This is a genomic window from Lacinutrix sp. MEBiC02595 (assembly GCF_053601555.1).
Window position 1 is genome coordinate 218,024 of record NZ_JBSHNU010000222.1, and the last position, 25,721, is coordinate 243,744.

General features: G+C 33.9%; 21 protein-coding genes. 7 read left to right on the plus strand and 14 right to left on the minus strand.

Going from position 1 to position 25,721, the window contains the following annotated elements; translation table 11 throughout:
• Nucleotide 1 precedes the first annotated feature (1 nt).
• The 10 genes from ACVCZW_RS10845 to ACVCZW_RS10890 form a co-directional block, all read right to left on the minus strand.
• Nucleotides 2–895, minus strand: a complete 894-nt coding sequence (locus ACVCZW_RS10845; RefSeq protein ID WP_452232422.1) for a sterol desaturase family protein — start codon at nucleotides 893–895, stop codon at nucleotides 2–4.
• Nucleotides 896–1,043: 148 nt separating this feature from the next.
• Complete coding sequence (arsM, locus tag ACVCZW_RS10850) at nucleotides 1,044–2,012, minus strand: arsenosugar biosynthesis arsenite methyltransferase ArsM (protein WP_452229724.1); 969 nt, start codon at nucleotides 2,010–2,012, stop codon at nucleotides 1,044–1,046.
• A gap of 238 nt (nucleotides 2,013–2,250) precedes the next feature.
• Nucleotides 2,251–3,063, minus strand: a complete 813-nt coding sequence (locus ACVCZW_RS10855) for a purine-nucleoside phosphorylase (RefSeq protein ID WP_452229725.1) — start codon at nucleotides 3,061–3,063, stop codon at nucleotides 2,251–2,253.
• A complete protein-coding gene (locus ACVCZW_RS10860; protein WP_452229726.1) occupies nucleotides 3,056–3,670 on the minus strand; it encodes a TIGR04282 family arsenosugar biosynthesis glycosyltransferase in 615 nt (204 codons plus the stop codon). Before ACVCZW_RS10860 ends, ACVCZW_RS10855 begins: the two co-directional genes overlap by 8 nt.
• A gap of 23 nt (nucleotides 3,671–3,693) precedes the next feature.
• On the minus strand, nucleotides 3,694–4,191 hold the full coding sequence (locus tag ACVCZW_RS10865; RefSeq protein WP_452232423.1) for a rhodanese-like domain-containing protein: 498 nt from the start codon (nucleotides 4,189–4,191) through the stop codon (nucleotides 3,694–3,696).
• 30 nt (nucleotides 4,192–4,221) lie between these two features.
• On the minus strand, nucleotides 4,222–5,049 hold the full coding sequence (locus ACVCZW_RS10870) for a metallophosphoesterase family protein (protein ID WP_452229728.1): 828 nt from the start codon (nucleotides 5,047–5,049) through the stop codon (nucleotides 4,222–4,224).
• A gap of 28 nt (nucleotides 5,050–5,077) precedes the next feature.
• A complete protein-coding gene (locus ACVCZW_RS10875) occupies nucleotides 5,078–6,418 on the minus strand; it encodes a sodium:solute symporter (RefSeq protein ID WP_452229729.1) in 1,341 nt (446 codons plus the stop codon).
• 22 nt (nucleotides 6,419–6,440) lie between these two features.
• Nucleotides 6,441–7,505, minus strand: coding sequence for an arsenosugar biosynthesis radical SAM (seleno)protein ArsS (arsS, locus tag ACVCZW_RS10880; RefSeq protein WP_452229730.1), 1,065 nt, complete (start codon nucleotides 7,503–7,505; stop codon nucleotides 6,441–6,443).
• A 180-nt stretch (nucleotides 7,506–7,685) separates the two neighbouring features.
• On the minus strand, nucleotides 7,686–8,021 hold the full coding sequence (locus ACVCZW_RS10885) for an arsenosugar biosynthesis-associated peroxidase-like protein (protein ID WP_452229731.1): 336 nt from the start codon (nucleotides 8,019–8,021) through the stop codon (nucleotides 7,686–7,688).
• A gap of 84 nt (nucleotides 8,022–8,105) precedes the next feature.
• Complete coding sequence (locus ACVCZW_RS10890) at nucleotides 8,106–9,560, minus strand: membrane dipeptidase (protein ID WP_452232424.1); 1,455 nt, start codon at nucleotides 9,558–9,560, stop codon at nucleotides 8,106–8,108.
• A 149-nt stretch (nucleotides 9,561–9,709) separates the two neighbouring features.
• On the opposite strand from ACVCZW_RS10890, the gene ACVCZW_RS10895 reads away from it, so the two are divergent.
• The 4 genes from ACVCZW_RS10895 to ACVCZW_RS10910 are packed head-to-tail and all read left to right on the plus strand — an operon-like array spanning nucleotide 9,710 to nucleotide 13,299.
• On the plus strand, nucleotides 9,710–10,951 hold the full coding sequence (locus tag ACVCZW_RS10895; protein WP_452232425.1) for a cation:proton antiporter: 1,242 nt from the start codon (nucleotides 9,710–9,712) through the stop codon (nucleotides 10,949–10,951).
• A 5-nt stretch (nucleotides 10,952–10,956) separates the two neighbouring features.
• On the plus strand, nucleotides 10,957–11,745 hold the full coding sequence (gene xdhC, locus ACVCZW_RS10900; protein ID WP_452232426.1) for a xanthine dehydrogenase accessory protein XdhC: 789 nt from the start codon (nucleotides 10,957–10,959) through the stop codon (nucleotides 11,743–11,745).
• Between the two features lie 58 nt (nucleotides 11,746–11,803).
• Nucleotides 11,804–12,811 carry a hypothetical protein gene (locus tag ACVCZW_RS10905; protein WP_452232427.1) on the plus strand — a complete coding sequence of 336 codons (1,008 nt, stop codon included), beginning with the start codon at nucleotides 11,804–11,806 and terminating at the stop codon, nucleotides 12,809–12,811.
• Nucleotides 12,808–13,299 carry a nucleoside-triphosphatase gene (locus ACVCZW_RS10910; protein WP_452232428.1) on the plus strand — a complete coding sequence of 164 codons (492 nt, stop codon included), beginning with the start codon at nucleotides 12,808–12,810 and terminating at the stop codon, nucleotides 13,297–13,299. The genes ACVCZW_RS10905 and ACVCZW_RS10910 overlap by 4 nt, the downstream gene beginning before the upstream one ends.
• 176 nt (nucleotides 13,300–13,475) lie before the next feature.
• Here the strand turns inward: ACVCZW_RS10910 and ACVCZW_RS10915 are convergent, their stop codons facing one another.
• The 4 genes from ACVCZW_RS10915 to ACVCZW_RS10930 form a co-directional block, all read right to left on the minus strand.
• Nucleotides 13,476–13,985: a hypothetical protein gene (locus ACVCZW_RS10915; protein WP_452232429.1), complete on the minus strand. Its 510-nt coding sequence runs from the start codon at nucleotides 13,983–13,985 to the stop codon at nucleotides 13,476–13,478.
• A 117-nt stretch (nucleotides 13,986–14,102) separates the two neighbouring features.
• Nucleotides 14,103–16,433 (minus strand): xanthine dehydrogenase molybdopterin binding subunit, encoded by a 2,331-nt coding sequence (locus ACVCZW_RS10920; RefSeq protein ID WP_452232430.1) that lies wholly within the window; start codon nucleotides 16,431–16,433, stop codon nucleotides 14,103–14,105.
• Nucleotides 16,426–17,835 carry an FAD binding domain-containing protein gene (locus ACVCZW_RS10925; protein WP_452229739.1) on the minus strand — a complete coding sequence of 470 codons (1,410 nt, stop codon included), beginning with the start codon at nucleotides 17,833–17,835 and terminating at the stop codon, nucleotides 16,426–16,428. The genes ACVCZW_RS10920 and ACVCZW_RS10925 overlap by 8 nt, the downstream gene beginning before the upstream one ends.
• Before the next feature lie 161 nt (nucleotides 17,836–17,996).
• The gene (locus ACVCZW_RS10930; RefSeq protein ID WP_452229740.1) at nucleotides 17,997–18,470 is read right to left on the minus strand and encodes a nucleoside deaminase; all 474 of its coding nucleotides are present in this window, start codon (nucleotides 18,468–18,470) and stop codon (nucleotides 17,997–17,999) included.
• Nucleotides 18,471–18,734: 264 nt separating this feature from the next.
• Between ACVCZW_RS10930 and ACVCZW_RS10935 the strand changes: the two genes are divergently transcribed.
• The 3 genes from ACVCZW_RS10935 (at nucleotide 18,735) to ACVCZW_RS10945 (ending at nucleotide 25,714) form a co-directional block, all read left to right on the plus strand.
• Entirely contained in the window at nucleotides 18,735–22,691 is a 3,957-nt protein-coding gene (locus ACVCZW_RS10935; protein WP_452232431.1) for a PAS domain S-box protein, read from the plus strand.
• A gap of 42 nt (nucleotides 22,692–22,733) precedes the next feature.
• The gene (locus ACVCZW_RS10940) at nucleotides 22,734–25,262 is read left to right on the plus strand and encodes a PAS domain-containing protein (protein ID WP_452232432.1); all 2,529 of its coding nucleotides are present in this window, start codon (nucleotides 22,734–22,736) and stop codon (nucleotides 25,260–25,262) included.
• A gap of 83 nt (nucleotides 25,263–25,345) precedes the next feature.
• Nucleotides 25,346–25,714, plus strand: coding sequence for a response regulator (locus tag ACVCZW_RS10945; protein ID WP_452229743.1), 369 nt, complete (start codon nucleotides 25,346–25,348; stop codon nucleotides 25,712–25,714).
• The last annotated feature ends 7 nt before the right edge of the window (nucleotides 25,715–25,721 follow it).

A 25,721-nucleotide genomic window follows, 5' to 3' on the forward strand; every position in this document is an offset into this window, starting at 1 on the left:
ATTATTTAGAAGTGTTTTTCTTTAAAGGATATAATTCTTGATGAATAAAATCTTTTGGAAAATCTTCATCTCCTTCAAATCCAAGTTCTATGTCTCTGCCGTCATAAGGTATGTGGTTGGTTTTAAAAAGATAATCCCAAATACTTAAAGTAATGCCGTAGTTAATACCATGTGTAGCTCCTTCCGGAAGTTCTTTTACATGATGCCAAATATGCATTTTCGGATTGTTAAACACATATTTTAAAAAGCCATAATCCCAACCTAAATTGGCGTGGTTTAAATGGCCGATAGTAATCGCGAAAAAGTGAACTATTGCCACATCTTGCGCATCAAAACCACCAATAATTGCGATAGGAATATATAGTATAGATTTGTAGATTACAGGTTCCATCCAATGGTAACGTAAGTGTGCTGCAAAGCCCATTTCTTTCACCGAATGATGTACTTTATGGAAGTTCCAAAACATAGGAACACGATGTAATAAACGATGCGTATTCCATTGCATAAAGTCGCTAACCATAAAGAAAATAAATAGGCCTAAAACTCTTGGCAAATTATCTACATCAAACAACTGGAAGCTAGAAATGGATAAACCGACTATGCCTAAAATATCATTAAAAAATGTTGCAGCTGTATTGGATAAAGCAATAAGTACAATGAGGTTAAGTATAAAGAAATTGAAAAACATATAAAAAGTATCCAGCCAAAAATCTTTTCTAAAAATAGATTGATTCTTTCTCCAAGGGAAAGCAATTTCTAAACCCCAAACAACTAAAGAAATTACGATCAATCCGTAAAAATAATTATCCCAATGGTTAAGCGTAATTAGCTCGTTCTTTAGATAATTGAAATATCCCGAATAGGAGTTTTTTATGATGTCTATGTATTTTTCCATGTTATTTCCTGCGAAGGCAGGAATCTTATTTATAATAAATTATTTCTTTTAAGGTTTTCGACTACACTCAAAATGACACTAAATATATTATGCATTTATTTTAGTTTTATTCATGAGATTCCTGCTTTCGCAGGAATGATATTATCGCCTAACAACAACCGCCACCATCATAATGGAAAGTAGATTCTGAAAAATAAATATCATCTCTGTTTAGTGCTTGTAATGCATTTGCAGTTTTATCGCAAATTGCCAACGGTTGATTTTTTAATAAGATATGTCCTTCTTTATCATCAAAATAATCTTGGTCGCCATAATAAATAGCAGCTTTTCCAGTAAAAATACAAGGTCCGTCTTTAGGCATTGGATCTTTTATAGCAGCAACTTCGATAGATTCAATATAAATCAATTCGTCTGTTGGGTAATTTTTAGGGTCTAGAATTCTATATGGTTTTCTAGCGCGAATTTCAATAGTTCCAAAACCAGCATCGGTTAGTGCTTTTACGTATTCGGCAATTGGTAAGCTTCCACTTAGGCATAAAGCTCTTAGTCTTTCGTCGTTACGCAAAGTATCATTCATTGGTTGCTCACAAGTAGGATCACTCATCACCAGTTTTCCATGTGGTTTTAAAACACGATACATTTCTTCTATGGCTTTCTTTAAATCTTCCGCTTTAAAAATATTGAATAAGCAGTTTTGCGCAGCAACATCGATAGAGTTATCTGCTACATTAAGGTTTAATGCATCTCCTTTTACAAGGTCTACAAATTCCGATTTAAACCAAGGATTTTGTGCTTCGGCTTCGATAAAGTTTTTACGAGAAGCTTCAAGCATTTCGTCTACAACATCAATACCTACAACACCACCTTTTTGGCGATTAAAATATGCGAATTGTAAAAGTTCCATTCCGCCACCAACACCAACATAAAGCATTTTTGGGTTATTGGTTAAATCACGAGCATGTACCGTAGAACCACAGCCGTAATTCATCTCTTGCATGATTTTCGGGATTTTTAATCCTGGTAATTCCCAAATCGGGTTAGTGGTGCAGCATAATCCAACATCTGGTGTTAATGCTGCTTCTTTGTATACGTCGTGTGTGGTTTCTAGGTAACTCATGTTTTCATTCCTGCGTAGGCAGGAATCTTTTTATTAATTATTAATATTATTTTATATTCTGCATTTCAATGGTCAATGCTTAGGCATTGATTTGGGACTTGATTTTTTGCCTTTAAAAGTCAAATCCTATGTTTTTTTCATCCTAGTAAGCGCGTTAAGGATTGAGGCTTTGTTGGAGCTCCTCGCAGAGAGCGACTGCCGAAAGCCTGACCCTTGTGGTAACGCCCTAATTATTTTACTAAATACTTTTTATCAATTCTTTAAATAATGTAATCATGTCTGGTTCTGCTTTCGCAGCCATGGCAATGATTTCATTAATATTTACAGGTTTTAGGTTGTTTGGGTCGCATTCATCTGTTAAAACAGATACTGCTGCTACTTTTAATTTTAAATGATTGGCAACAATAATCTCTGGAACGGTACTCATACCAACAGCATCGGTACCAATAATTTTAAGCATTCTGTATTCTGCTCTTGTTTCTAATTGCGGACCAACAACACTTGTGTAAACACCTTCGTGCAATGTTATATTGTTTGCTTGTGCAATAGCTTTAAAGCTTGCATTGATTTTTGCATCATAAGGAGCGCTCATATCTGTAAAACGCTCTCCTAAATCGGAAACCCCTTTAAATGCCAAAGGAGAACCACCTTGAAGATTAATATGATCTTCAATTAACATTAATTCCCCTTTTTTATAGTCCGTGTTTATTGCTCCAGAAGCATTAGAAACCAATAAGGTGGTGATGCCTAATTTTTCCATAATACGAACAGGATAGGTTACGTCTTGTAATGAATATCCTTCATAAATATGAAAACGCCCTTGCATAACCACTACTTTTTTTCCTGCTAAAACGCCGTAAATAAGTTTTCCTTTATGGAACTCTACGGTTGCTGTTGGGAAATTTGGAATATGATTATAGCTTGCTTCTGCAAGTATATCTATTTCATCAATGAGTTTTCCAAGTCCAGTACCAAGAATAATTCCTACTTCTGGTTTGTCGAAACCCTTTTCTTGAAGGTATGCTACAGTTTCGTTTATAAATTTAATCATTTGTAATTATTAGTTTTTTTAAAGTGGAATTATGCTCCATATCTTCAAAAGTATCAATATCATTTAACTTTTCTAGTTGATGAATTTTAAATTTTTGTAAATCTTTCATCGTGTCTTTAAAAACGGATGAAGTTCCCCATGCTTTGTTGTCAAAAACTTCGGTATGCACTGTTTTCATTCCTAATAAATAGTAACCACCATCTTTTGCTGGGCCGATAACAACATCTCTGATTTCTAATTTTTGAAATGCTTCGTCTATGTGTTTTTCTTTTAAGTCGAATAAATCGCTACCAACAATAAGTACTTTTTCGTATCCGTTTTGGAAGGCGTTTTGAAATGCATGAAGCATTCGCTCTCCTAAATCATCTCCTTTTTGTTGGTGTTTTTGGTATGCGGAATTATCCCAAATATCTTGATCTCTAACTTTTTCTGAATAATAAACTGCTTTGTCGCTATCTATGTTTCTAATCGTTTTTTCGGTGTGTTCTAATAAAAAGCTATAAATATGTAATGCAGAAGCGTCTCCAATAGTTTTTGCTAAACGTGTTTTTACTTTCCCGAGTTCTGGGTTTCTTGTAAATACAATTATGAGGTTTTTGTTTTTCAAATTAGTTGTTTTGTTAGCAGTTATCAGTCGTTATATATTTTATTCCCTTTTAAAAGCCATTTGCTCCATGCTTTAGAAAATGTATGTATGTCTTCGGTTTCTTCCTCTTCCATATTGTATACAATGAAGTTGTTGTTTTTCCATTCAAAAATTCCGCCATACAAATTAAGAACGTTTGTATATCCGGCTTTTTTAAGTTGTTCTGCGACTTTTTCAGAACGAATGCCTAACGAACAATATACAACTATTTGTTGCTGCTTGTTCTTTAAACGCGTTGTTGTTTCATTTAAATTGAAGTGATCATAACCTACATGCAAAGCGTCTTTAATATGACTAACCTTATATTCTTCTATTTCTCTTGCGTCTAAAATAATGGCTTGCGTTTTAGGCATCGCTAGCTCTTGAACAGAAACATAGGGAACACTTTTGGTGTTATGCCGGATAAGAAGTTCTTTAATGGTTTCTTGGCTATGTGCCGAAAAACTTAAAAGTAAAATAGATAATATAAAGAGTTTTCGCATTTTTAATTAGTATAAATAATATGTAGAACCTTACAATTCAATAGGTTTTCCTTGTAATTGTCTTTCTGCTTCTGGTAAAATTTCCATGTTGTCCCAAATACCGGAAACAATTGTTTTCGCATACGATTCTGGTAATAATCCGTTTTGCATGAATGTGCTTGTTAATATATGGTTATAATCTAGCCTATGGAAATGAACACGGAAAGGTTTTGTGGTATCTTCTAAAATACTAAACCAAACGCTTGGCGCTCCATCATTAGCAGGCATGCCAATTACGCCAGGGTTTATCCAGTGTTTATTGTTGTTTTTAGTATGGAATGGTAATCCGCAATGACCAGCAATTATAAGGTCGCTTTGGGTAGCTTCAAAATTTGGGGCTTTGTTTTCCCAAGGAGTGGAGTGGAATATAAATTCGGAAACATTAAAAAAAGAACCATGTACCACTGTTATTTTTTGATTGCCTAAAGAAAAAGTAATGTGGTCTGGAAGCGTTTGCAAGTAATCCATAGAATTTTTAGAAAGCATCCTTTGGGCATACGGATACCATTGTTGTGAGAAATTATCACATCGCGAACCTTCTTTAAAATCACAACCACAATCTTCTTGCGCATCCCGTAATTGTATTTCAACATTACCAACAATACTCTTCGCTTTCCATTTTATAAAGGTCTGTAGCGTTTCTTCCGGTTGCGCGCAATAGCCAATAATATCTCCTGTACAAATACAGTTTTCTGGCGGAATACCTTCGGTTTTGGCTACAGCAATTAAGGCTTCTAATGCTTGTAGGTTGCTATAGACACCACCAAATAGCAGTACTTTTCCTGATAATTTTCCTATGTCAACGATATTCTTGTTCATGTCATTTTTTGCAAAAGAGGAGATCGTATTATTTATCTAGCTGGATCCATTTCGGAATGAAATATAAAATAGTACAACTTAAAATCCCCCAAATATTAACCCAAAGTAAATCGGCATACTTTCCTTTAGTAAAAATTAAAGCTTCTGGGAAAATATTAAAAACCAATACAAAACCAAATAATAATCCGGTAATCACGCTAAGATAGAAACTTATTTTTGGGACTTTAATGTTCCAAAATAGAAATAATGGCGTTAGTCCAATAACCATCGTTCCCGATATGGTGGTTGCCGAAAGTATTTCGATATTAAAAAAAACAGGTAACGTACCTAAAATGGCTATTGCTGCCATGGAAGCTCTTCCAAAAGTTAGGTCTTTTAAGAAACCTAAATCTATAGAAAGTAATTTTGAAAAAGAGGAAAAAGTAGAGTCTAAAGTAGATGCTGCCGAGATTATCATTATAAAATTAATTACTAATAAGATGATAATACCAAATGCTTTACCGACTTCTACTGCTGCTTGTCCTTTTAAACCTTGAGTTCGCGCGTAGACGCCTATAATACTAAAAAGTATAATGCAAATTGCTCCTAATACGCTTGCCCATAAAAAGCTTTTTCGTGTTGCTTTTGACGTACTTATAAATGCTCTGTCTGTTAAAACAGGATCGTGAAACGGATAACTAAACGATTGAATAATGGCTGCGAAAAATAGATTTAAACCCATTTCAAAACTCCAAGTACCAGAAGTAATAACGTCTGTTACGCTAAAGCTGTCCATGGAAAAGATATGCCATAGAATGATCAATAATAATATACCAAATAATACCATTTGAATACTATCTGTAAAAATAGAACTACTCAAGCCACCTTTAATGGCATAGGCCAAAGTTAATGCTGTGAAAACTATAATTGCCCAATAGTAGTTTGTACTGCCTGTTTCTCCAAAATAAGTCCCAATTACCATGGTGTTACTCCAAACTTCATTAAACAAACGAATAGCAATTAATACAGAAAACAAAACCATCGCTCCCTTGCCAAATTTGGTGGTTAAAAATTCATGAATACTTTTAAACCCGCCAACTGTACGTATTTTATAAATAAGTATACCAGCTACTGCGAAAGATAAATAATATCCAGCATAGGCTACACCGCCAACAATACCATAATCTAATCCTAGGTTCGCGGCATTGGTAATGCTCTTGGCAAAAATCCAAGAAATAATAAGACTTCCTGTAAGTACCAATGTGCTTGGCGCCTTCTTTTTGTGGATCGCTTTAAAAAAAGCATCTGTAGTTTTAGCTAACGGAGATAGGAAAAAGAGAACTAAGCTCGATATTAGAATCAATGCCCATTGGTAGTCGATTATGTTCATTGAAATTTAAAAAGTATATATTTTATGCAACTACGCCTTGACAACTACTTCCTGCTCCAGCTGTACAGCCATAGCAATGTTGCGAGATGATAATATCACGTCCTTCCAATAATTCTTCATTAAAGTCTGAAATGTGTTTCGATGTGCTATTAACTGGTAATTCTAACATTTGATTAAAATCGCAATCGTATAAATAACCATCCCAACTTACGGAAATAGTATTGGTACACATTACGTTTGCTACTGCGGAAGGATTATACGCTTCGACTAAAGAATACATGTAATCTTCGTAGTTTTCGGAAGCTATAAGATAATCTAAAAACCTGCTAATTGGTAAATTAGTAATAGCAAATAGATTGTGAAATTGAATACCAAAATCTTGATCTAAGGCCTTTTTAAAATCACTTTCTAATGCTGCTTGATCTCCAGGTAAAAATGCTCCGGAAGGATTGTAGACCAAATCTAATTTTAAATCGCTGTCTGGCATTCCATAGCCTACAGCGTTTAGTTGTTGTAAGGCTTGTATCGATTGACTAAACACACCTTCACCACGTTGCTTGTCTGTTTTTCCTTTAGTCCAATGTGGCATAGAAGAAACGACATGCACATTGTGTTTTTTGAAAAACTCTGGTAAGTCATAATATTTTTTGTTTGCTCGAATAATAGTTAGATTAGAACGAACAATGAAATCTTTAATTCCTGCTTTGGATGCTTCTTCTACAAACCATTTAAAATTCGGGTTCATTTCTGGTGCGCCACCTGTTAAGTCTAAAGTATGTGCTCCTGTAGTTTTAATAACCTCAAGACATTGTTTCATGGTATCTGCCGTCATGATTTCTTTTCTGTCTGGACCAGCGTCTACATGACAATGCGTGCATACTTGATTGCACATATAACCAACATTAATCTGAAGTATTTCTAGTTTTTTTGCGCGTAAAGGAAACTGATTTGTCTCTTTTATTTTTTTTGCAAAAGTTGGTAACTCTCCATTTTGAAATATTCCGTTAGAGAGTATTTCTAATTGTTTGTTAGCAACTGCTAGTTCGCTTTCTTGTTTATGAAGGGATTGTGTTTTTGATTTCGGCATATGTATTCCCCACGAAGGTGGGAATCTTTTTATTATTGCTACTTGTTTTCATGAGTTCCTCGCTTGGTGAGGCTTTCTGCGTTAGGGATTAAAAAGGAAATCCTTTTGCTTTTTTGCAAAAGATTGTATTGGAAAGCCCGACACTACGTAGTTTTTACGGAGTAGTGTAACGCCCTAATTTTAACCATCTAATTTATTGACTTTATTCATCATTTGAACGCCGTGTACTAAGGTTGCGCCGCTTTTAATTGCTGCGCCAACATGTATTGCTTCCATCATTTGCTCTTTGGTGATGCCACGTTGCAAGCCGTCTTTGGTGTAGGCGTCAATGCAATACGGACATTGTTCGGTGTGAGCAACAGCCAAGGCTATCAGTGATTTTTCACGTGCTGTTAATGCGCCTTCTTCAAATACTTTTGTGTAATAATCGAAGAATTTATTTCCTAATTCTTCACTCCATTCGGTGATTTTACCAAATTTTTTTAAATCGGAAGGATCGTAATATGTTTTTTGCATCTTGTCGTTTTAAAATGTATTCCTAAAAAAAGGAATATACAGTTTATGTCGATAAAATGTGGGGAACTTAACAAAAAAATAAATTTATTTGAAGTTGGTTTTTAAAAAAGTTTCGGCATTTAAAAATAAGAGGCGATCTATTATTTTTTGTCCTGAAATCTGGTTGATAGGAATTAAATTTTGCTTGTGATCTTTTAAATACGCATCGGCTCTTTCTACCAAATAGGGTTCTATGTCTTTGATGTTTTCGCTGGTCCAAAGTCCTTTTATCGGATTTACGATACCGTCAAAATCGGATCCTATGGCTAGCGTTTCCCAACAAAAAATATTGTTCTTGTTTAGTATTTCTGCGGCATGTTGTAATTGGTTCCAGATGAGTTCAGATTTGTTTCGTAATCGACTTTTTTTGTTTGGCATATAAATTCTGGAACTCTTTACTGCTTTTTTGCTTCCTATGCGTCGTTCGTCTAGTTGCAAGCCAAAGATTCCTTTAGATTTTGCTATACGAAGGATTTCGGAATCATAAAAATTAATATCTAAATCACTAAATGCTCCACTTAAAGCGGAATCTTTTTTGTCCCATTCTTCAATAGAGCGTTTTCCATTTGCAGCGCCATGACTTACTATTATTGGAATATTTTGATCTGCATAAGTAGTTTCTAGTAAATTATAATAGGTTTTTCTTGCAGCGGTGCTCATGTGTTTTACGTCTATGAGTATGCGTTTGTTATTGGTTTTGTCTAAAAGTTTATCTATTACTTTAAAGCCTAACTCGGTAATGTCTGTATTTAGTCCGCGGTTTTGATTGTCTTTTATTGCGCCAATATTAATGCTTCTTGCATGTCCGCAAATTTCATTATAAAAGTGATGTGCTAAGGTGATAAAAAGTGGTTTGTGTGCCCAGTTTTTTACTTCTTCTATATTGCTTAAAACGGTTTGCTCGTCCGCCATATTTTTGTCTAAAAGTAATCCGGTTTCAAAAGCATGAGCGCCTTCTATAGTTGGTATGAGACTAATTATTTTTCTAGTATCTGTAGATTTTTCTATGTTTTGTTCTACTTCAGAAAAACTATTCGTCATTCTGTAGGTGTAGGTAATACCATCTATTTTTTGAGCAAAATTATCAAGCTGTAAATAGTATTCATATTCAAAATTTAAATCTTGGAAGTAACTTTTATGACTTCTAATATTATCAATTCTGGAATGACTTACGCCAGCGGCGAGGTTTGTTAAAATATCAGAAATGAACTTAAAACCTAACATTCTATCCTTTAAAAAATGTTTTTCAAATGGATATAATGAAATCACAACGACTTGGCAATTCGCTTTTGCCAAAGCACTTAAATCTGTCTGTGTGAATTTAGTTAAGGTTAATATTTTATTTACTTGACGCTCTAGGAAGTTTGGTGGACTATAATGCCAAATAGAATTTTTTCTTCCCGCATTTAAGTGGTTTTGTTTTGTTGGTTCGTATTTATAACTCTTGCCATACGGTTTTAAAGCTGGATGACAATGCAAATCTATATATGCCCTTTTCATTTGTTTCTATGTATTGTTTTTATTTCCACATGCTGTTCGCTATTAAATATTTGTTGGTGTAATGCGTTATTAGCATGCTCGTTTCTTAATATGGAATTAATGATAGTTAAAAGATATAAATTTTTAATTTAGCAATAAATATAAAATCTATGGATTATTTCGTAATCACCTCTGTATTAGTGCTTATGTCTGCTGTTTTTGGCTATATAAATGTACGGTTTTTAAAAATGCCAAACACTATTGGCTTAATGCTAATTACAATTCTGTTTACTTTTGCCGTATTTGTACTAAGTTATTTTGATGATACTTTACTAAATGCAGAAAAATTTATCATTACACAAATCGATTTTAAAGCCGTTTTATTAGATGTAATGTTGAGTTTTTTGCTTTTTGCGGGAGCTTTACATACCAACTTTGAGCAGCTCAAAGTGCAGCGATGGCCCGTTTTAGCATTTGCTACATTTGGTGTTTTAATCTCTACGTTTTTAGTTGGGGTTATTATGTTTTATGCACTGCCAATTGTTGGGTTACATGTGGATTTTATTTACTGTTTGTTATTTGGTGCTTTAATATCACCTACAGATCCTATTGCTGTTTTAGGAATACTAAAACAAGCAGGAGCGCCAAAAAGATTGGAAACCAAGATTGTTGGAGAGTCTTTATTTAATGATGGTGTTGGCGTTGTAATATTTTTAACCATTTATAAAATTGCCGACTTAGGCATTGAAAATGTTAGCGCTTTAGAAGTCGTTGAATTATTTGGTTTAGAAGTTATTGGTGGTATTGCTTTAGGTTTAATTTTAGGATGGATTACGTATAGATTGATGAAGTCTATTGACGATTATGATATTGAAGTAATTATCACATTAGCAGCGGTTATGGCAGGAACGGTATTGGCGCAAAAGTTGCATATTTCTGCCCCTTTAGCAATGGTCACTGCTGGTTTAGTTGTTGGTAATGACACCGTTAGAGATAACGCAATGTCGGAAACCACAGAAGCCTATGTAGATAAGTTTTGGGAGCTAATCGATATTCTTTTAAATACGATTCTATTTGTTTTAATTGGAATGGAAATGCTTGTTTTAACTTTTAAAATGGAATATTTATTAGCAGGGTTAATAGCAATACCTTTGGTGTTATTGTGTAGATATATTTCCTTATTAGTGCCTATAAAATTCTTTGAAAAGAAATTGGATTTCGTGCCAAAAACCAATTTAATTATGACTTGGGGAGGCTTACGTGGTGGAATTTCTATCGCATTAGCTTTAGGTCTTACGCAAGTTATGGAACGTGATTTATTTTTAGTAATTACCTATGTGGTTGTTGTGTTTTCTATATTATTTCAAGGGATGACCGTTGGTAAGCTGATTAAAAAATTAGAAGTCAAATAAACTTTATGCAAAACTGGATTACGCTTTTAGCCGAATTTAAACAAAAACATATACCTGTAGCGTTTATTACCGTTACTAAATGTTTAGGGTCAACGCCGTGTGTGGTTGGTTCTAGAATGCTGGTTACTAAAGATAAAGCAATCCACGGAACCATTGGAGGTGGAAAGCTAGAGTATAAAGCAATTGATGAAGCGATTATTGCATTAAACGAAAATAGAATTATAGAATCCAGTTACACTTTAGGTCCAGAATTTGAACAATGCTGTGGCGGAAAAGTAGAATTTATCATAGAACCCATGAATCAATCCCCAGAATTATTTTTATTTGGAGCAGGACATATCGGAGTGGAAATTTGTAAGCTTTTAGTCGGTACACCTTTTAAAGTGAACCTAATAGACTCTCGTGAGAATTGGTTTTCTAATTTAGATTTAGACGAAAGTATTACCGCATATCAAACTACTGAAACCGATTTTAAAACGTTTAGTGACGCGGTGAATTGGGGAAGTAATTGTTACGTTTTAGTGTTAACGCATAACCACGCTATCGATTTTGATATTATTTCGATGGCATTACAAAATGAAACTAAATTTCTAGGATTAATTGGTAGTAAAACCAAGAAAGTACGTTTTAATAACATGCTTATTAAAGAGATGGATATTCCAGAAGGTATGACCAATGTGGTTTGCCCAATCGGATTAGATATTGGAGGAGATACACCAAAAGAAATTGCTATTAGCGTAGTTGCACAATTACTGCAAGTGCATTATCAAATTGTGCCCTCGAGGGGACTTTAGGGGTATTTTCGAATTAATCATTATTAGATTTAGATTCCTATTTTCTCAGGAGGCAAACATGAAAAACAACAAATCCATTATAGATAAACTAACCGCACTTTGGGCTTTAAATGAGTCTGGGCTTGGTGGCTTTTTACATGTTTTTAATTCGCCATTTACGGGATTAATTGTTGGCGGAATAGCCATTTTACTCATTAGCTTAATTGCATATTATGCCGAAAACAAATGGCAAGCAATTTTAAAAGCATTAGTAATTGTCTTGATTATAAAAATGGCCGTGAGTCCGTATTCGCCATTTACAGCCTATGTTTCTGTAAGCTTTCAGGCTGTTTTTGGTGCATTTTTGTTTTCTAATTTTTCTTGGAAAGGAATTACTTTAATCCTTTTAGGAATGATAACCTTCTTACAATCTGCACTTCAAAAACTATTAAAACTAACCATTATTTACGGTACAGATTTTTGGGAAGCGATCAATATTTATGGTAGTTGGATTCAAGAAAAAATTAACTTTATTACCCAAACATCTACCACTTCCGTTTTAATTAGTATCTACCTTTTGGTTTATGGAATTAGCGGACTTCTAGCCGGACTTTTTATTAAAAGTATGATTGGTATTATTTCTGAAAAAGAAGAAACGAGTTTCTATTTAAAATCTCCCGTTATGACTTCCGAAGAGAAAAAAACTAAAAAGGGAATGAAGTCTAAAGTTATTTGGATTTGGTTAATCACTGTTGCAATTATTGTTTTGGCTTTTACATTTTTTGGATGTGCTTTATTCGGATGGCAAAAAGCGATATATATTATTGCAAGAAGCTTTTTGTTTTTAATGCTTTGGTATTTGGTTTTAGGACCTTTTGTATTGAAGTTCATTCGGAAATATCTTGCTAAAAAGGAATCGAAGTACCAAGAAGATATTACGAATGCGATGGATTTGTTTCCGTATTTCCGACAAATAATTGCATGTACATGGAAAGAAACCAAACAGCTCAAAGGCTATACGCGTTTTAAATATTTTATAGCCAATAGCATTTCTAATTGTATTCATTTTAAAATCCCTTCGAAATGATTTATATACTCACAGGAGCCATTAGATCTGGAAAAACAAGCGCTTTATTAGATTGGTCTAAAACGCGAAACGATGTCGATGGATTGTTATGTCCGGATAATGAAGATGGAAAACGTTATTTTCTGAAAGTGAAATCCAAAAAGGAATTTGAACTTGAAACGGAATCGGAATCTGAAGACGTCATTAGGATAGGGCACTTTAAGTTTTTAAAGTCTGCTTTTAAAGAATCGAATGATTATTTGATTTCTATTGCTTCGGAAGCTGAAAATAAATATCTAATTATAGATGAAATAGGGAAACTAGAATTAAGAAATGAAGGTTTACATCGTTCCGCGGAAGCGTTAATTTCTAGATTCAAAAGGGATAATTCGCAACACGTAATTCTAGTGGTTCGTGATTATTTGTTGGATGCTGTGTTGAAGCATTATGCTATTTCTGAATATAAGATTCTCACAAAAGAAGATTTGGAATTATTGGGTAAGACCTAGCTATTCAGAAAAGATTAAGAATGTAAAATAGGTTTTCTTAGAAGTTATCCTTCGAGGTTTCCAAAACCTTGTAGGTATGAAAAAACGATGTAGAGCTACAAGGTTGAAATAAACCTTGCAGGAAATACGACAGTAGTAAAGTTTCAATTTATGAGATTCCTGCCTTCGCAGGAATTTTAGCTAAAAAGCGTCTCACTCAACGCGTAATAAATGGCCATAATTGCCGAAAATACAGCAGATCCCATAAAACGCCATTTCAATTTAAATCGGTTTTGAATAATATAATTCGCAGTAAATGAAATAGGAATATTTGCCAAAAATGACCAAAAGGCAATCTCTAAAAGATGAAAACCAATCGCTTCAAACTTTCCCGAGAACAATTTAATAAACAGTAAATGTCTAGCAATCCAAAGTGGATTGAAGTATAAAATAGCTAAAACAGTTTTGGTTAGTGTAGCTTTTATACCTTTTAAAAATTGGGTCTTTTTAACAATCCAATCAAAATAGTTGGGGATTTCAAAAGCATAAAATGTTGCGCCAATGAGCATCATTCCTAATAAACGATGGTATGAAAATTCGTCTAGCAAGAAAGCAGCAATAGAATCTCCAGCACTGTAAATAAGTGCACCTTTAAGGATGTTTTGTTTTTTGTAATGCAAAGAAAATGGTTTAATTAAATTTGTCAATTCGAGTGAGTTTTACGATTGAAAATGAGTAAAATTTGTATCGAGAATAAGAATTTAGTTTCCGTAGGTTCTCGATACAATTTTCGTTCCTCAAATCACTCGAACTGACAATTGTTTTTATTTCGTGTTTTCATACAAACCCATCAAAACTTTCTCTGGAGTCATTGGCGCATGAAACTCTAAATCGTAATTCGGATTAAACGCTTTAATGGCATTTTGAAGCGCAAAATAAGCACCAATTCCGTACATTAAAGGAGGCTCACCAACGGCTTTCGATTTTAAAATAGCCATGTCATTTCCTTCCGTTTCTACGGGAATCACTTCTACCGTTTTTGGTACCGAAAAGATATCTGGAACTTTGTAAGTAGACAAGGCGTTCGATAGTAATCTTCCATCTTTATTATAGGCGATTTCTTCCATGGTCATCCAACCAATTCCTTGAATTAATGCACCTTCTACTTGTCCCAAATCAATACCTTCACTCATGCTTTTTCCGTAATCGTGAACAATTTTAACGCTGTCAAACGCATACGTACCACGTGTACAATCTATAGTTGTTGTGGTTATTGCTGTTCCGTAAACGTGATAGGCAAAAGGATGTCCTTTTTCTTTCGTTTTGTCGAAGTGAATTTCTGGTGTCGCATAATGTGCGTTTTCCGTTAAGGCAACACGTTTTAACATAGCAGAACTGATGAGGTTGGTCCATGATAAATCGGATTTCTTTCCGTTTACAAAAATAAATTCTTCCTTTAAAGTAATACTGTCTTCCGGAACATTTAAATCTTCCGAAGCTACTATTTTCAACCGTTCTAAAAGCGAGTTACAAGCCATTAGCGTTGCTTTTCCGTTTAAATCTGCAGTAGAACTCGCAGCAGAAGGAGAGGTGTTTGCAACTCTTGTGGTATTGGTAGTTTCTATCTTGATTTTTTCAATGGAAATAGAAAAGACATCCGCAGCAATTTGCATCATTTTTGTATTTACACCTTGACCCATTTCTACGGCGGCAGTACTAATTCCGATACTTCCATCTAAATAAATATGAACCAAAGCACGAGCGTGATTCATTGGTGTATTGGTAAACGAAATACCAAAAGTAATAGGCATAAACGAAAGTCCTTTTTTAAACGCGGTATTGTTTTTATTGAAGTCTGCAACATCGCGTTCTAAAGCGTCACTATTAAATATGTTTTTAGCAGAATTCCAAGTGTTTTTGGCTTCTACTTTTGTAGCTATTTGTCCGTAAGAAAACGTATCATTTTCATCTAGTAAATTAGCTTCCTGAATTTGACTAGCAGGGACACCAATTTCATGAGCAGCTTTCGCAATAGCAGATTCTATAACAAACATGCCTTGTGGTCCACCAAAACCTCGAAAAGCTGTATTTGGAGGTAAATTGGTTTTGCAACTCAATACTTTTGTGGTCACGTTTGGTACGTAATAACTGTTGGTAGCGTGAAATAATGTGCGTTCTGCAATGGCAGGAGATAAATCTGCTGCGGCGCCAGAATTTTGTAAAAACTCCGTTTGGTAGGCTATAATTTTTAAGTCTTTTGAAAGTCCGATTTTATAGGAGCTTTCATAGGGATGTCGTTTTCCAGTCATGCGTAAATCGTCATGGCGATTCAGTATTAATTTCACCGACTGGTTTAAATGGTAAGTGGCCAAAGCAGCCATTACTGCCCAAGGTGTTGCTTGGTCTTCTTTACCTCCAAATCCGCCACCAAGCCGAGTGACGTCGACTTCAATTTTATGCATGGCAATACCCAAAACTTTCGCAATAGTTTTTTGAACAGCCGTTGGGCCTTGTGTAGAAGAAGTTACTTTTATATTGCCGTTTTCTAATGGTTCGGCATAAGCACCTTGTGCTTCAATGTATAAATGTTCTTGTCCGTTGGAAAAGGTTTCCCCTTCAAAAACATAATCGCAATCTGCAAATGCTTTTTCAGTATCTCCTAAACTAAAAGATCTGGGTGCATTGATAAAGCTTCCTTTTGCTTTTGCTTCTTTTGCAGTGGTGATTACTGGTAAATCTTCAATTTCGATTTCAATTAAACCTCTTGCTTTTCTTGCGATAAATTCCGATTCGGCAACAATTAATGCAATTGGCATTCCCCAGAAATGTACTTCATCTTCTGCAAATAAAGGCTCGTCAGCAATAATACCACCAATTTCGTTTTCGCCAGGAACATCTTTGTAGGTGAAAATACGTTCGACACCTTCCAAGGCTTCCGCTTTAGAATAATCAATGCTTTTTATTTTTCCGTGTGCTTTTGGTGCGTCGAAAACTACACAGTGAAAGGTTCCTTGTCTAATGTTTACATCGTCTACATATAAGGATTCTCCACGCACATGCGTGTAAGAATCTAAGTTTTTAATGCTCTGCTTTAGTGCAATAGAAACGGCATCTAATTTAGAATCTAAGACTTTATTGGATTTGTTTTTATGCATGCTGAACAAAATCGTTTAAGGTGAATAGCTTCGGAAATAATCCCGTGAAATGTGCAAAAAATAACTGTCTTGCAAGCAAACGTTTATAGTCTGTTGTGCCACGAACATCGCTAATTGGTGCAATTTCCTTTTGAAGTATTTCGTTGGCTTCCAGTATAGTTTCTGTAGTCAACGGTTTTCCAATTAAGAAAGCGGAGGTTTCATGTAAATACTTCGGGATAGCAGCAACGCCACCAATAGAAACGTGTGCTTCTGTGATTGTTTCATTTTCAACAGAAATATGTATTGCAGAATTTACACTTGCAATATCTAAATGGGTTCGTTTACAGACTTTTTCAAAATTGAAAAAAGAGTGTTTCGTTGGTAACTTAAATCGAATTTCTTTTAAAAGTTCTCCAGTATGTAAATCGAATTTTTTATAATCTTGATAAAATGTATTTAATGGAATAGTTCTTTCTTTTTCTTCGGAATCTATTATCGTAATCGTACTATTAAGTGCTAAAAAGAATATGGTCATGTCACCAATTGGCGAAGCGTTGACTAAGTTTCCGCCTAAGGAAGCCATATTTCTAATTTGTTCTGAAGAAACCAGTTTTAAGTGTGTTCTTAAGTTTGGAAAAATGGTGTTTAATTTTTTATGATTCCATAAATCGGAAACGGTTGCATTTGTACCAATAGTGCACATTCCGTTCGCAATGGTAATCCCTTTTAAATAATCTTTTTCGGCAATAAGATGTACGTTATTACCTGCTAAATTATCTGCTTGTTGTACATATAAATCGGTTCCGCCAGAAACATATTTTCCTTTAGGTTGATTTAAATCAGCAACCTCCATGTCTTTTAAACGTTTAGGAATACTTTCAAAATAGTCTGGAATAAATTCATTTTCAATGAGCCAATTAAAAGAATTCTTTTCTTGACTCTCTAGTTTTTCAACTACTTGATGCGCTGCTTTTTCAATCGCTTTATAACCAGTGCATCTGCAAATGTTTCCGCTAATGGCGTCTATTGCGTTGCTATAATTGTTTTGTGAATTTGACAAAGCAAAACCAGTTAAAGCAACCACAAAACCTGGTGTGCAAAATCCGCATTGTGTGGCGTAATTTGCTCGCATTGCTTCTTGCGCAGTGGTTAATTTGTTTTTAAGATTAGTGCCTTCTACCGTTACAATGTGTTTGCCGTGCGCATTTCCTAAAGGAGAAATACACGATGTGATACTTTGGTATTCTATGGTATTGTTTGTTAACGTGCCAACTAAAACAGTGCAAGCACCGCAATCGCCTTCACGACAACCAATTTTGGTTCCTGTGAGACGTTGTTGGTAACGAACAAAATCTAATAAAGTCATTCCAGAATGTTCTGGTGTTTTAATAGTTTTGTTATTTAAAATGAAGGTAATCATGTTAATTATTTCAATTATAAATGAATTAGAAATCTAACTATATTGTCACTTCGAGTGAAATTCCTTTTTCGGAATTTTGTATCGAAAAGCTTCCTCTGTCCTAAAGCTTCTCGATACATTTTTCGCGCAGTCTAAACATTCGAACTGGCTTAGTCTGCAATTTAATATTCTGTTTTGTCCATTTTTTTAGTCCATTCTTGAAATGGTTCTAATGCAATTTCACGCGCTAACTGCTCAAAAGGAATACTTCGTTCTGCATAAGGTAGTGGAATTTCTTTATAAATAAATTCGTCATCAAAACCAATATTTGCAGCATCTACTTGATTGCTTCCATAATATACTTTGTCTGGTCTAGCCCAATAGATGGCTCCTAAACACATTGGACAAGGTTCGCAAGAGGTGTAAATTTCGCAACCATCTAATTGAAAAGAATCTAAATTTTTACAAGCATCTCTAATTGCTGTAACTTCTGCATGTGCCGTAGGATCGTTTGTTGAGGTTACTTTGTTGTTTCCGCGGCCTACAATTTTCCCGTCTTTAACAACTACGCAGCCAAATGGTCCGCCTTCGTTGTTATTCATTCCTTTTAAAGCTGCGTTTACAGCTTCTTTCATAAATTGATCTTTATTACTCATTTTGTCTTTTTTTCTAACAAGCTAATATACTATTTTTAAATAGTGATTAATAGAAAAGAAATTCAAACTTAATAGGTGTGAAAAATAGGAGTACTTATTTTTAATATTGCTTTTGCTAGCGTATAGAGAAGATTGTATTAGTGATTAGTTTGATTCGTTAGTGTTATGACTTCTACTGAGGCTATATGGTTTTTTTGATTTATTCTTTTTACTTTTCAAGTAAATAGCGTATTTTTAAGATCCCTAGCTTAACCAAATCATCTTATGAACATATATACTATAATACTTATTGAGTTTTTACTCATATCTGCCAGTATTCTTTTATTATTTAAATTTAGAAACGTACTAGGCTTAGCGCCTCTTTATCTTTTTTTAGGTGCAGTTAGATATTTACAAGCGCTTTCGGGTACAATGATAAGTTTTACTGTTTTTGATGAACTAGTAATTTACCCTACATCTGTTATTATATTTAGTTCTCTTTTGTTTGCGGTTTTATTGATTTATATCAAAGAAGGCGTTTCTAGTGCTAGAGCCCTTATTTTAGGTATTCTCATTTCAAACCTTCTTTTGTCTGCATTGTTCGCTGTTGCCAATGTGCAAAACTTGGGGGATATGGAATCATCCTTCGCTTTTTTAATAGACGATACGTATTTTATTACTGGTACGGTCTTGTTGTTGCTTGATTTTTTGTGGCTAGTAATAATCTATCAATTTTTGATTTCCGTAATTAATAAGCAATATTTCTTTTTCACACTCTTTATTTCGCTATTAGCCGTTTTTGTTTTTGACGCATTTATTTTTAATATAACGCTCTATTTTGGGGATGCGAAATTTTATAATTTATTGGCAGGTAGTATTATAGGGAAGTTTTTTGCAGCACTTTTGTTTTCTGTGATTCTCTATATATATATAAGGTATATAGATAATGAGAAAAGCAAAACTTCTTTTATTGCTAATCAAGAGCGAGAAGTATTTTCTATATTAAGATATGAAAAGAAATATTTAAAACTAAAGGCAGAAAAGAACCAGTTGAAGGAGAGTTTAACCTCTCAATTAGAAACCTCTTTAAATAGCATTTCAGGTGGTTTTATTTCTTTAGACACTAATTGGTGTTATACGTATGTTAATAAAAAAGCGGCGGAGTTATTAGGAAGAAAGCCAGGAACATTAGTGGGGAAACATATTTGGACCGAATTCCCGGAAGGTGTGGACCGTTCTTTTTATAAGGCGTATTATAAGGCTATGGAGACGCAAAAAACGGTATACTTTGATGATTATTATGAGCCGCTAGATAAATGGTTTGAAAACAGGATATACCCATCTCCAGAAGGGTTAACAATTTATTATACAGATATTACCGAAAAAAAGAAAACAGATGCTAATAATCAAATGTTGTTGTCTTTAATAGAAACTAATGATGATTTTATTGGCTTAGCAAGCTTAGAGGGAGAACCACTTTATTTAAATGATAATGGTAGGCAATTAATAGGGTTGGCATCCGATGAAAAAATGCCAGCTTCTATTTCTGATTTTTTTCCTGAAGATTACCGTGATAGGATTACAAATGAGCATATGTCTAGTATTTTTGAAACGAATAGGTGGTGCGGGGAAACGTATTTTAAACATTTTAAAACCGGGAATCTAATTCCAATTGAAATGTCCGGTTTCTTAATTAAAGATAAAGTAACGGGTACCTCAACAGCATTAGGAATCGTGGCTAAAGATATTACCAAACGTAAAGAAGCAGAAGAAAAGTTAATATATAGTGAGCAATTGTTTAGGCGATTAACGTCTAAAGCGCCAACTGGTATCTACCAAACAGATAGAGAAGGTTCTTGTGATTATGTAAACGAAAGGTGGTTGGAGTACGCGGGAATATCTTATGAAGATGCCATGGGATATGGTTGGGCTACAGCGATTCATCCTGATGATGAGGTAAGAATACGTAAAGAATGGGAAGCGTACGTTGTATCTGGAGCAAGTGAACTGGAGACTGATTTTAGATTTCTGCATAAGGATGATAAGGTGATATGGGTGTCTGTAAAAACGATAGGGACCTATGATGCTCAAAATAATTTGTATGGTTATATAGGTATGGCTATTGATGTTACCGAGAGCAAAGAAGCCGAAGAAAAGTTAATAAATAGTGAGCAATTATTTAGACGATTATCTTCTAATGCGCCCGTTGGGATTTTTGAAACAGATAAAAATGGTGTTTGTAATTATGTAAATGAAGAATGGATAAAATATTCTGGATTAACTTTTAATGAATCCATAGGGTTAGGTTGGTCTAACGCTATTCATCCAGAAGATAGAGATAGAGTTGTGCGCGAGTGGGAACAAGCAGTTTCTAGTAAGACGGAATTAGTTTCAGATTTTAGGTTGCTAAATAAAAAAGGAGGAATAAAATGGATTTCGGCTAAAACAACCAGTTTATATGATTCTAATACGGAGTTATATGGTTATATAGGCACGCTTGTCGATGTTACCGAGCGTAAAGAAGCAGAAGAACAAATTATTCAAAGTGAAAAGTATTTGTATAATATTATAAATAGTATTGGTGATCCTATTTTTGTAAAAGATGGAGAAAGTAGGTTTGTATTGGCTAACGAGGCGTTTTATAACTTGTTTAATTTTTCAAAAGCAGAGATAATAGGTAAAACTCTAGAGGAAAGTTTACCAATGGATGAAATGAAAGGTTTTTTAAGTATTGACAAAGAAGTCCTGTCAACAGGTATTGAAAATATTAGTGAAGAAATATTGACTTTAGATGGAGGCGATATTCGTATTGTTTCTACTAAAAAAACAAGATATATCGATGTGGCTGGTGATAAGTATCTAATTGGCGTTTTTAGAGATATTACAGAGCTAAGGAAAACAGACGAAGAAATAAGAAAGGCACATCAACGCCTTACTACACATTTAAATAATTCTCCGTTAGCCATCGTGGAGTTTAATACCGATTTTTTCATTACTAATTGGTCTGTACAAGCAGAAAATATATTTGGTTGGAAAGCATCTGAAGTTATCGGAAAACAATTAGCCGACTTGAACTTGGTTTATGAAGAAGATCTCCCTTCTACAGATTTTATTGCTAGTGAATTAAGAAGCGGTAAGGTAAAGAATAATAGGATTGTGAACCGTAATAATACGAAATCCGGAAAAGTCATTTACTGTCAATGGTATAATTCTGTTTTACAATCTCCAGACGGAGAGGTAGAAACTGTTTTAGCACTGATACAGGATGTTACCGAAAGTAAAAAAGCAGATGAAGAAAACCGAAAGGCGCATCAACGCCTTACTAGTCATCTAAATAATTCTCCCTTAGCTATAATTGAATGGGATAAGAATTTAGTTATTTGTCGTTGGTCACCACAAGCCGAAAATATCTTTGGTTGGAAAGAACATGAAGTAGTAGGAAAACATTTTGGCGATTTTAATCTCGTTTACGAAGAAGATTATGCGTCTACAGAGATTGTTTCTAGTGAATTAAGAAATGGAAAAGTAAGGAGTAACAAGATTATTAACCGTAATAATACTAAATCTGGAAAAGTGATTTACTGCCAATGGTATAATTCTCTTTTAAAATCTCCTGACGGGGAAGTAGAAACTGTTTTATCTTTGGTGCAAGACATTACGGAACATATAGAAGCAGAAGATAATGTAAAAGAAATTGCCGAAAAATTCTCTAAAGCTTTTGATTCCAATGTCATTGGGAAGGCAATACTTAATAAAGAAAAAACTATTGTTGAAGTAAACGAAGCATTGGCAAACATTGTCGGTTTTGAAAGAGAAGAGATGTTAGGGAATACGGCAGAAGAAATAGGGTTATTCAATTTTGATAATCAAAAAAATGTAGAAAATCAAAATAAACTATGGGGTGAATTTGATGAAAAAGGCTATGTTTCCAATATTGAATTAGAATACCAAATGCAGTCTGGGAAAGAGCTTTTCCTATTAATTTCTTTACAATCGCTTCAGTTAAATAATGAAGGTCATGTTTTGATTACTATCATAGATATCACCGAAAAGAAAAATATTGAAGAAGAATTGGCAAAGCATAGAAATAACCTAGAAGAGTTAATTAAAGTTAGAACCGAAGAAATCTATTTAAAAAATAATCAATTAGAACGTATGAATAAATTGTTTGTTGGTAGAGAATTAAAAATGAAAGAATTAAAGAATGCTATTAAAGATTTGCAATCGAAAATGGATAATTAAATCTGCTATTAAAATTAATAATCTCTTTAACTTTGCTTTCTTATGAATAAAAGTACTTTGCTCCTTTTTTTTAAAAAACCTCTGGTATTAGCTTTTTTGTTTTTTATAGTACTGCTTTTTGCTACGCAATATATTGCTTATCAAGAGTATATCATAAATAAGAATGAACAACAACGAGAAATAAACAATCAAGTAAATTTAATTCAAGAAAAGCTACAATCGTTAGTTATGTATAGCTATTCGGCTACTAAATCACTAGAGTATATTGTAGAAAGAAATGGAATACCATCAGATTTTGATAATATAGCAACCGAGTTATTAAATAGAAGTAAATATTTTGATGTTGTAGAATTAGTAGATCGTGAAGGGTTTATTACACACGTTTATCCTTTAAAGAATAATGAAGTTATTGGTTTTAATATTCTAACAAGCCCGGAAGCAAGTAGTGGATCGCTCACTACTATTAAAAGAAAAGATTTTTTTATTGCAGGTCCGGTGCATCTAGAACAAGGAGGTGTTGGTATGGTAAGTAGACAGCCGATATTTATAGATGGTGAGTTTTCAGGGTTTTCGGCAGTGGTTACAAAGCTTTCTACTTTTTTTAATGACTTGATTACAGCTAATTCTAATGGACATAATTTTATTTATCAATTGTCTAGGGTGAATTTGGAAACTGGTGAGGAAGATTTTTTTTTAGAAAGTGATATATCTTCTTTTAAAGAATTTGCAGTGCCTGTGGAGATGTCTGTTGGGGAGTGGAAATTGTATGTTGTGCCATTACAACAAAAATTTAATACCGCAATATGGTCTTCTATTCTTGGCGTTTTAATTGCGTTTTTTAGCAGTTGGAGCGTTTGGTATTTTGGTGGTCGATCTGCTCGGTTAAATGAATTGATTTCCTCTAAACTTTTAGTACAGGAAAAGCAATTAAAATCCATACATCAAACCACATCAGAAAAAATACAAAAAAGTGAGTCTAATTTAAGAAAAGCACAACAGATTGCTAAACTTGGTAGCTGGGAGTTGGATAAAGAGCGGAATAAATTATCCTGGTCTAATGAAATGTATCGGATTTTTGAAAAGAATCCCAAAGATTTTGAGGTTACTTATGATGCGTTTTTAGATGCTATTCATCCAGATGACATGGCAATGGTAATGGAAATCTATGCAGATTCCGTGAAAAGCAAAAATCCTTATCAAATAATTTATAGATTAAAGCTGGATAATGAGCGAATTAAGTATGTGAATGAACGGTGCGAAACATTTTATGATGAAAATCAGATAGCTATAAAATCTTTTGGTACCATACAAGATGTTACGAGTAGAATAAAAACGGAAGAAGTTCTTAAAAATAGAGAATTATTGTATCGTAGTCTTACTTCTAATGCACCAGTTGCTATTTTTAATACCAATGAAAAAGGAGAGTGTACGTATGTTAATGAAGAATGGCTAAAATATACAGGAATGAATTTTTTAGAAGCCATGGGTTTGGGATGGGAAAATGCCTTGCATCCGGAAGATAAAGAAAGAGTATTGAAAGAGTGGCAAGAAGCAGCCACTACAGGCGCAGAGTTTAAAGGAGAATTTAGATTTCAGGATAAAAATAATAAAATTACTAGCGTTGCCGTAAAAGCAACAAAGCTTTTAGATACAGATGATAATATGCATGGATATATTGGTATCGCTGTGGATATTACCGAAAGAATTGCAAACGAAAAAGAGTTGTTAATTTTTAAAAATAATCTAGAGGAATTAGTGAATTTAAGAACCGAAGAGCTCAATGATAGTAAAGAAGCTTTATTAAACCTCTTAGAAGATATAAATCTGCAATCTACCGAATTGGAAAAAGAAAAGGTAAAAGCACAATCTGCAGATTTAATGAAATCCGCATTTTTAGCAACCATGTCTCATGAGCTAAGAACACCAATGAATTCTATTATTGGTTTTACAGGGATTTTACTAAAGGAGTTGGCAGGGCCATTAAATCAAGAGCAGAAAAAGCAACTCTCTATGGTTAAAAATAGTAGCGCCCACTTATTGAGTTTAATTAATGATATCTTAGATATTTCTAAAATAGAGGCAGGGAAATTAAAAGTATCCTTTTATCCATTTAAATATCTTACATCCTTAGAAAATACCATTGATTTTCTAGAACCACAAGCTTCTAGAAAAGGGCTTACCGTAAAGACAGAGATTTCTAATTTTGATATTACGCTTATCAGTGATGAAAGACGTGTGGAACAAGTTTTATTAAACTTGCTTTCTAACGCTATTAAGTTTTCTGAAAAAGGAATCATAGTTGTAAAAGTCCATATTGAAGACAATGTACTCGTTACGCAAGTTATAGATCAAGGAATAGGAATCACTAAAAAAGATGCTGTTAAATTATTTATGCCTTTTATTCAGATAGAAGGAGGTCTTAATAGAAAGCATGAAGGTACTGGTCTTGGATTGGCTATTTGTAAAAGTCTAGTGGAAAAATTGGGTGGTACCATTCGAGTAGAAAGTGAATTAGGTAAAGGCAGTAATTTCACGTTCAAGATACCGTTAGAATATGTCGATAAAATATAATGCCCTTATAAATTAGTTTATAATATCAATTTTAATATATTTAAGGCTTAACCTGTTGATGTTAAATTTTATACGTAAAAAAAATGAAACCTACCATTTTAATAATTGAAGATAATGAACAAAATATGTATATGCTTTCGTACCTCTTAGCAAATAGTGAGTATAGTGTGCTTAAAGCTTATAACGGAATTGATGGGTTAAATTTAGCACATGAAAACCATCCGGAAGTTATTTTAATAGATATACAACTACCAGATATGGATGGTTATGAAATTTGTAGTAAGTTAAGAAATAATGGGTTACCAAAAAACACCGTAATCATAGCAGTAACGTCTTATGCAATGGCTGGAGATAAAGAAAAAGCGATGGAAGCTGGTGCAAATGGGTATATAGAGAAACCTATTAATCCAGATACTTTTGTAAATCAAATGGAAAGTATATATAAAGCATAATTAAGGC

Excerpts from the sequence above, each read along its gene's own strand:
- ACVCZW_RS10845 (WP_452232422.1), bottom strand. The coding sequence starts at position 895 with ATGGAAAAATACATAGACATCATAAAAAACTCCTATTCGGGATATTTC.
- arsM (WP_452229724.1), bottom strand. The coding sequence starts at position 2,012 with ATGAGTTACCTAGAAACCACACACGACGTATACAAAGAAGCAGCATTA.
- ACVCZW_RS10855 (WP_452229725.1), bottom strand. The coding sequence starts at position 3,063 with ATGATTAAATTTATAAACGAAACTGTAGCATACCTTCAAGAAAAGGGT.
- ACVCZW_RS10865 (WP_452232423.1), bottom strand. The coding sequence starts at position 4,191 with ATGCGAAAACTCTTTATATTATCTATTTTACTTTTAAGTTTTTCGGCA.
- ACVCZW_RS10870 (WP_452229728.1), bottom strand. The coding sequence starts at position 5,049 with ATGAACAAGAATATCGTTGACATAGGAAAATTATCAGGAAAAGTACTG.
- ACVCZW_RS10875 (WP_452229729.1), bottom strand. The coding sequence starts at position 6,418 with ATGAACATAATCGACTACCAATGGGCATTGATTCTAATATCGAGCTTA.
- arsS (WP_452229730.1), bottom strand. The coding sequence starts at position 7,505 with ATGCCGAAATCAAAAACACAATCCCTTCATAAACAAGAAAGCGAACTA.
- ACVCZW_RS10885 (WP_452229731.1), bottom strand. The coding sequence starts at position 8,021 with ATGCAAAAAACATATTACGATCCTTCCGATTTAAAAAAATTTGGTAAA.
- ACVCZW_RS10890 (WP_452232424.1), bottom strand. The coding sequence starts at position 9,560 with ATGAAAAGGGCATATATAGATTTGCATTGTCATCCAGCTTTAAAACCG.
- ACVCZW_RS10895 (WP_452232425.1), top strand. The coding sequence starts at position 9,710 with ATGGATTATTTCGTAATCACCTCTGTATTAGTGCTTATGTCTGCTGTT.
- xdhC (WP_452232426.1), top strand. The coding sequence starts at position 10,957 with ATGCAAAACTGGATTACGCTTTTAGCCGAATTTAAACAAAAACATATA.
- ACVCZW_RS10905 (WP_452232427.1), top strand. The coding sequence starts at position 11,804 with ATGAAAAACAACAAATCCATTATAGATAAACTAACCGCACTTTGGGCT.
- ACVCZW_RS10910 (WP_452232428.1), top strand. The coding sequence starts at position 12,808 with ATGATTTATATACTCACAGGAGCCATTAGATCTGGAAAAACAAGCGCT.
- ACVCZW_RS10920 (WP_452232430.1), bottom strand. The coding sequence starts at position 16,433 with ATGCATAAAAACAAATCCAATAAAGTCTTAGATTCTAAATTAGATGCC.
- ACVCZW_RS10925 (WP_452229739.1), bottom strand. The coding sequence starts at position 17,835 with ATGATTACCTTCATTTTAAATAACAAAACTATTAAAACACCAGAACAT.
- ACVCZW_RS10930 (WP_452229740.1), bottom strand. The coding sequence starts at position 18,470 with ATGAGTAATAAAGATCAATTTATGAAAGAAGCTGTAAACGCAGCTTTA.
- ACVCZW_RS10935 (WP_452232431.1), top strand. The coding sequence starts at position 18,735 with ATGAACATATATACTATAATACTTATTGAGTTTTTACTCATATCTGCC.
- ACVCZW_RS10940 (WP_452232432.1), top strand. The coding sequence starts at position 22,734 with ATGAATAAAAGTACTTTGCTCCTTTTTTTTAAAAAACCTCTGGTATTA.
- ACVCZW_RS10945 (WP_452229743.1), top strand. The coding sequence starts at position 25,346 with ATGAAACCTACCATTTTAATAATTGAAGATAATGAACAAAATATGTAT.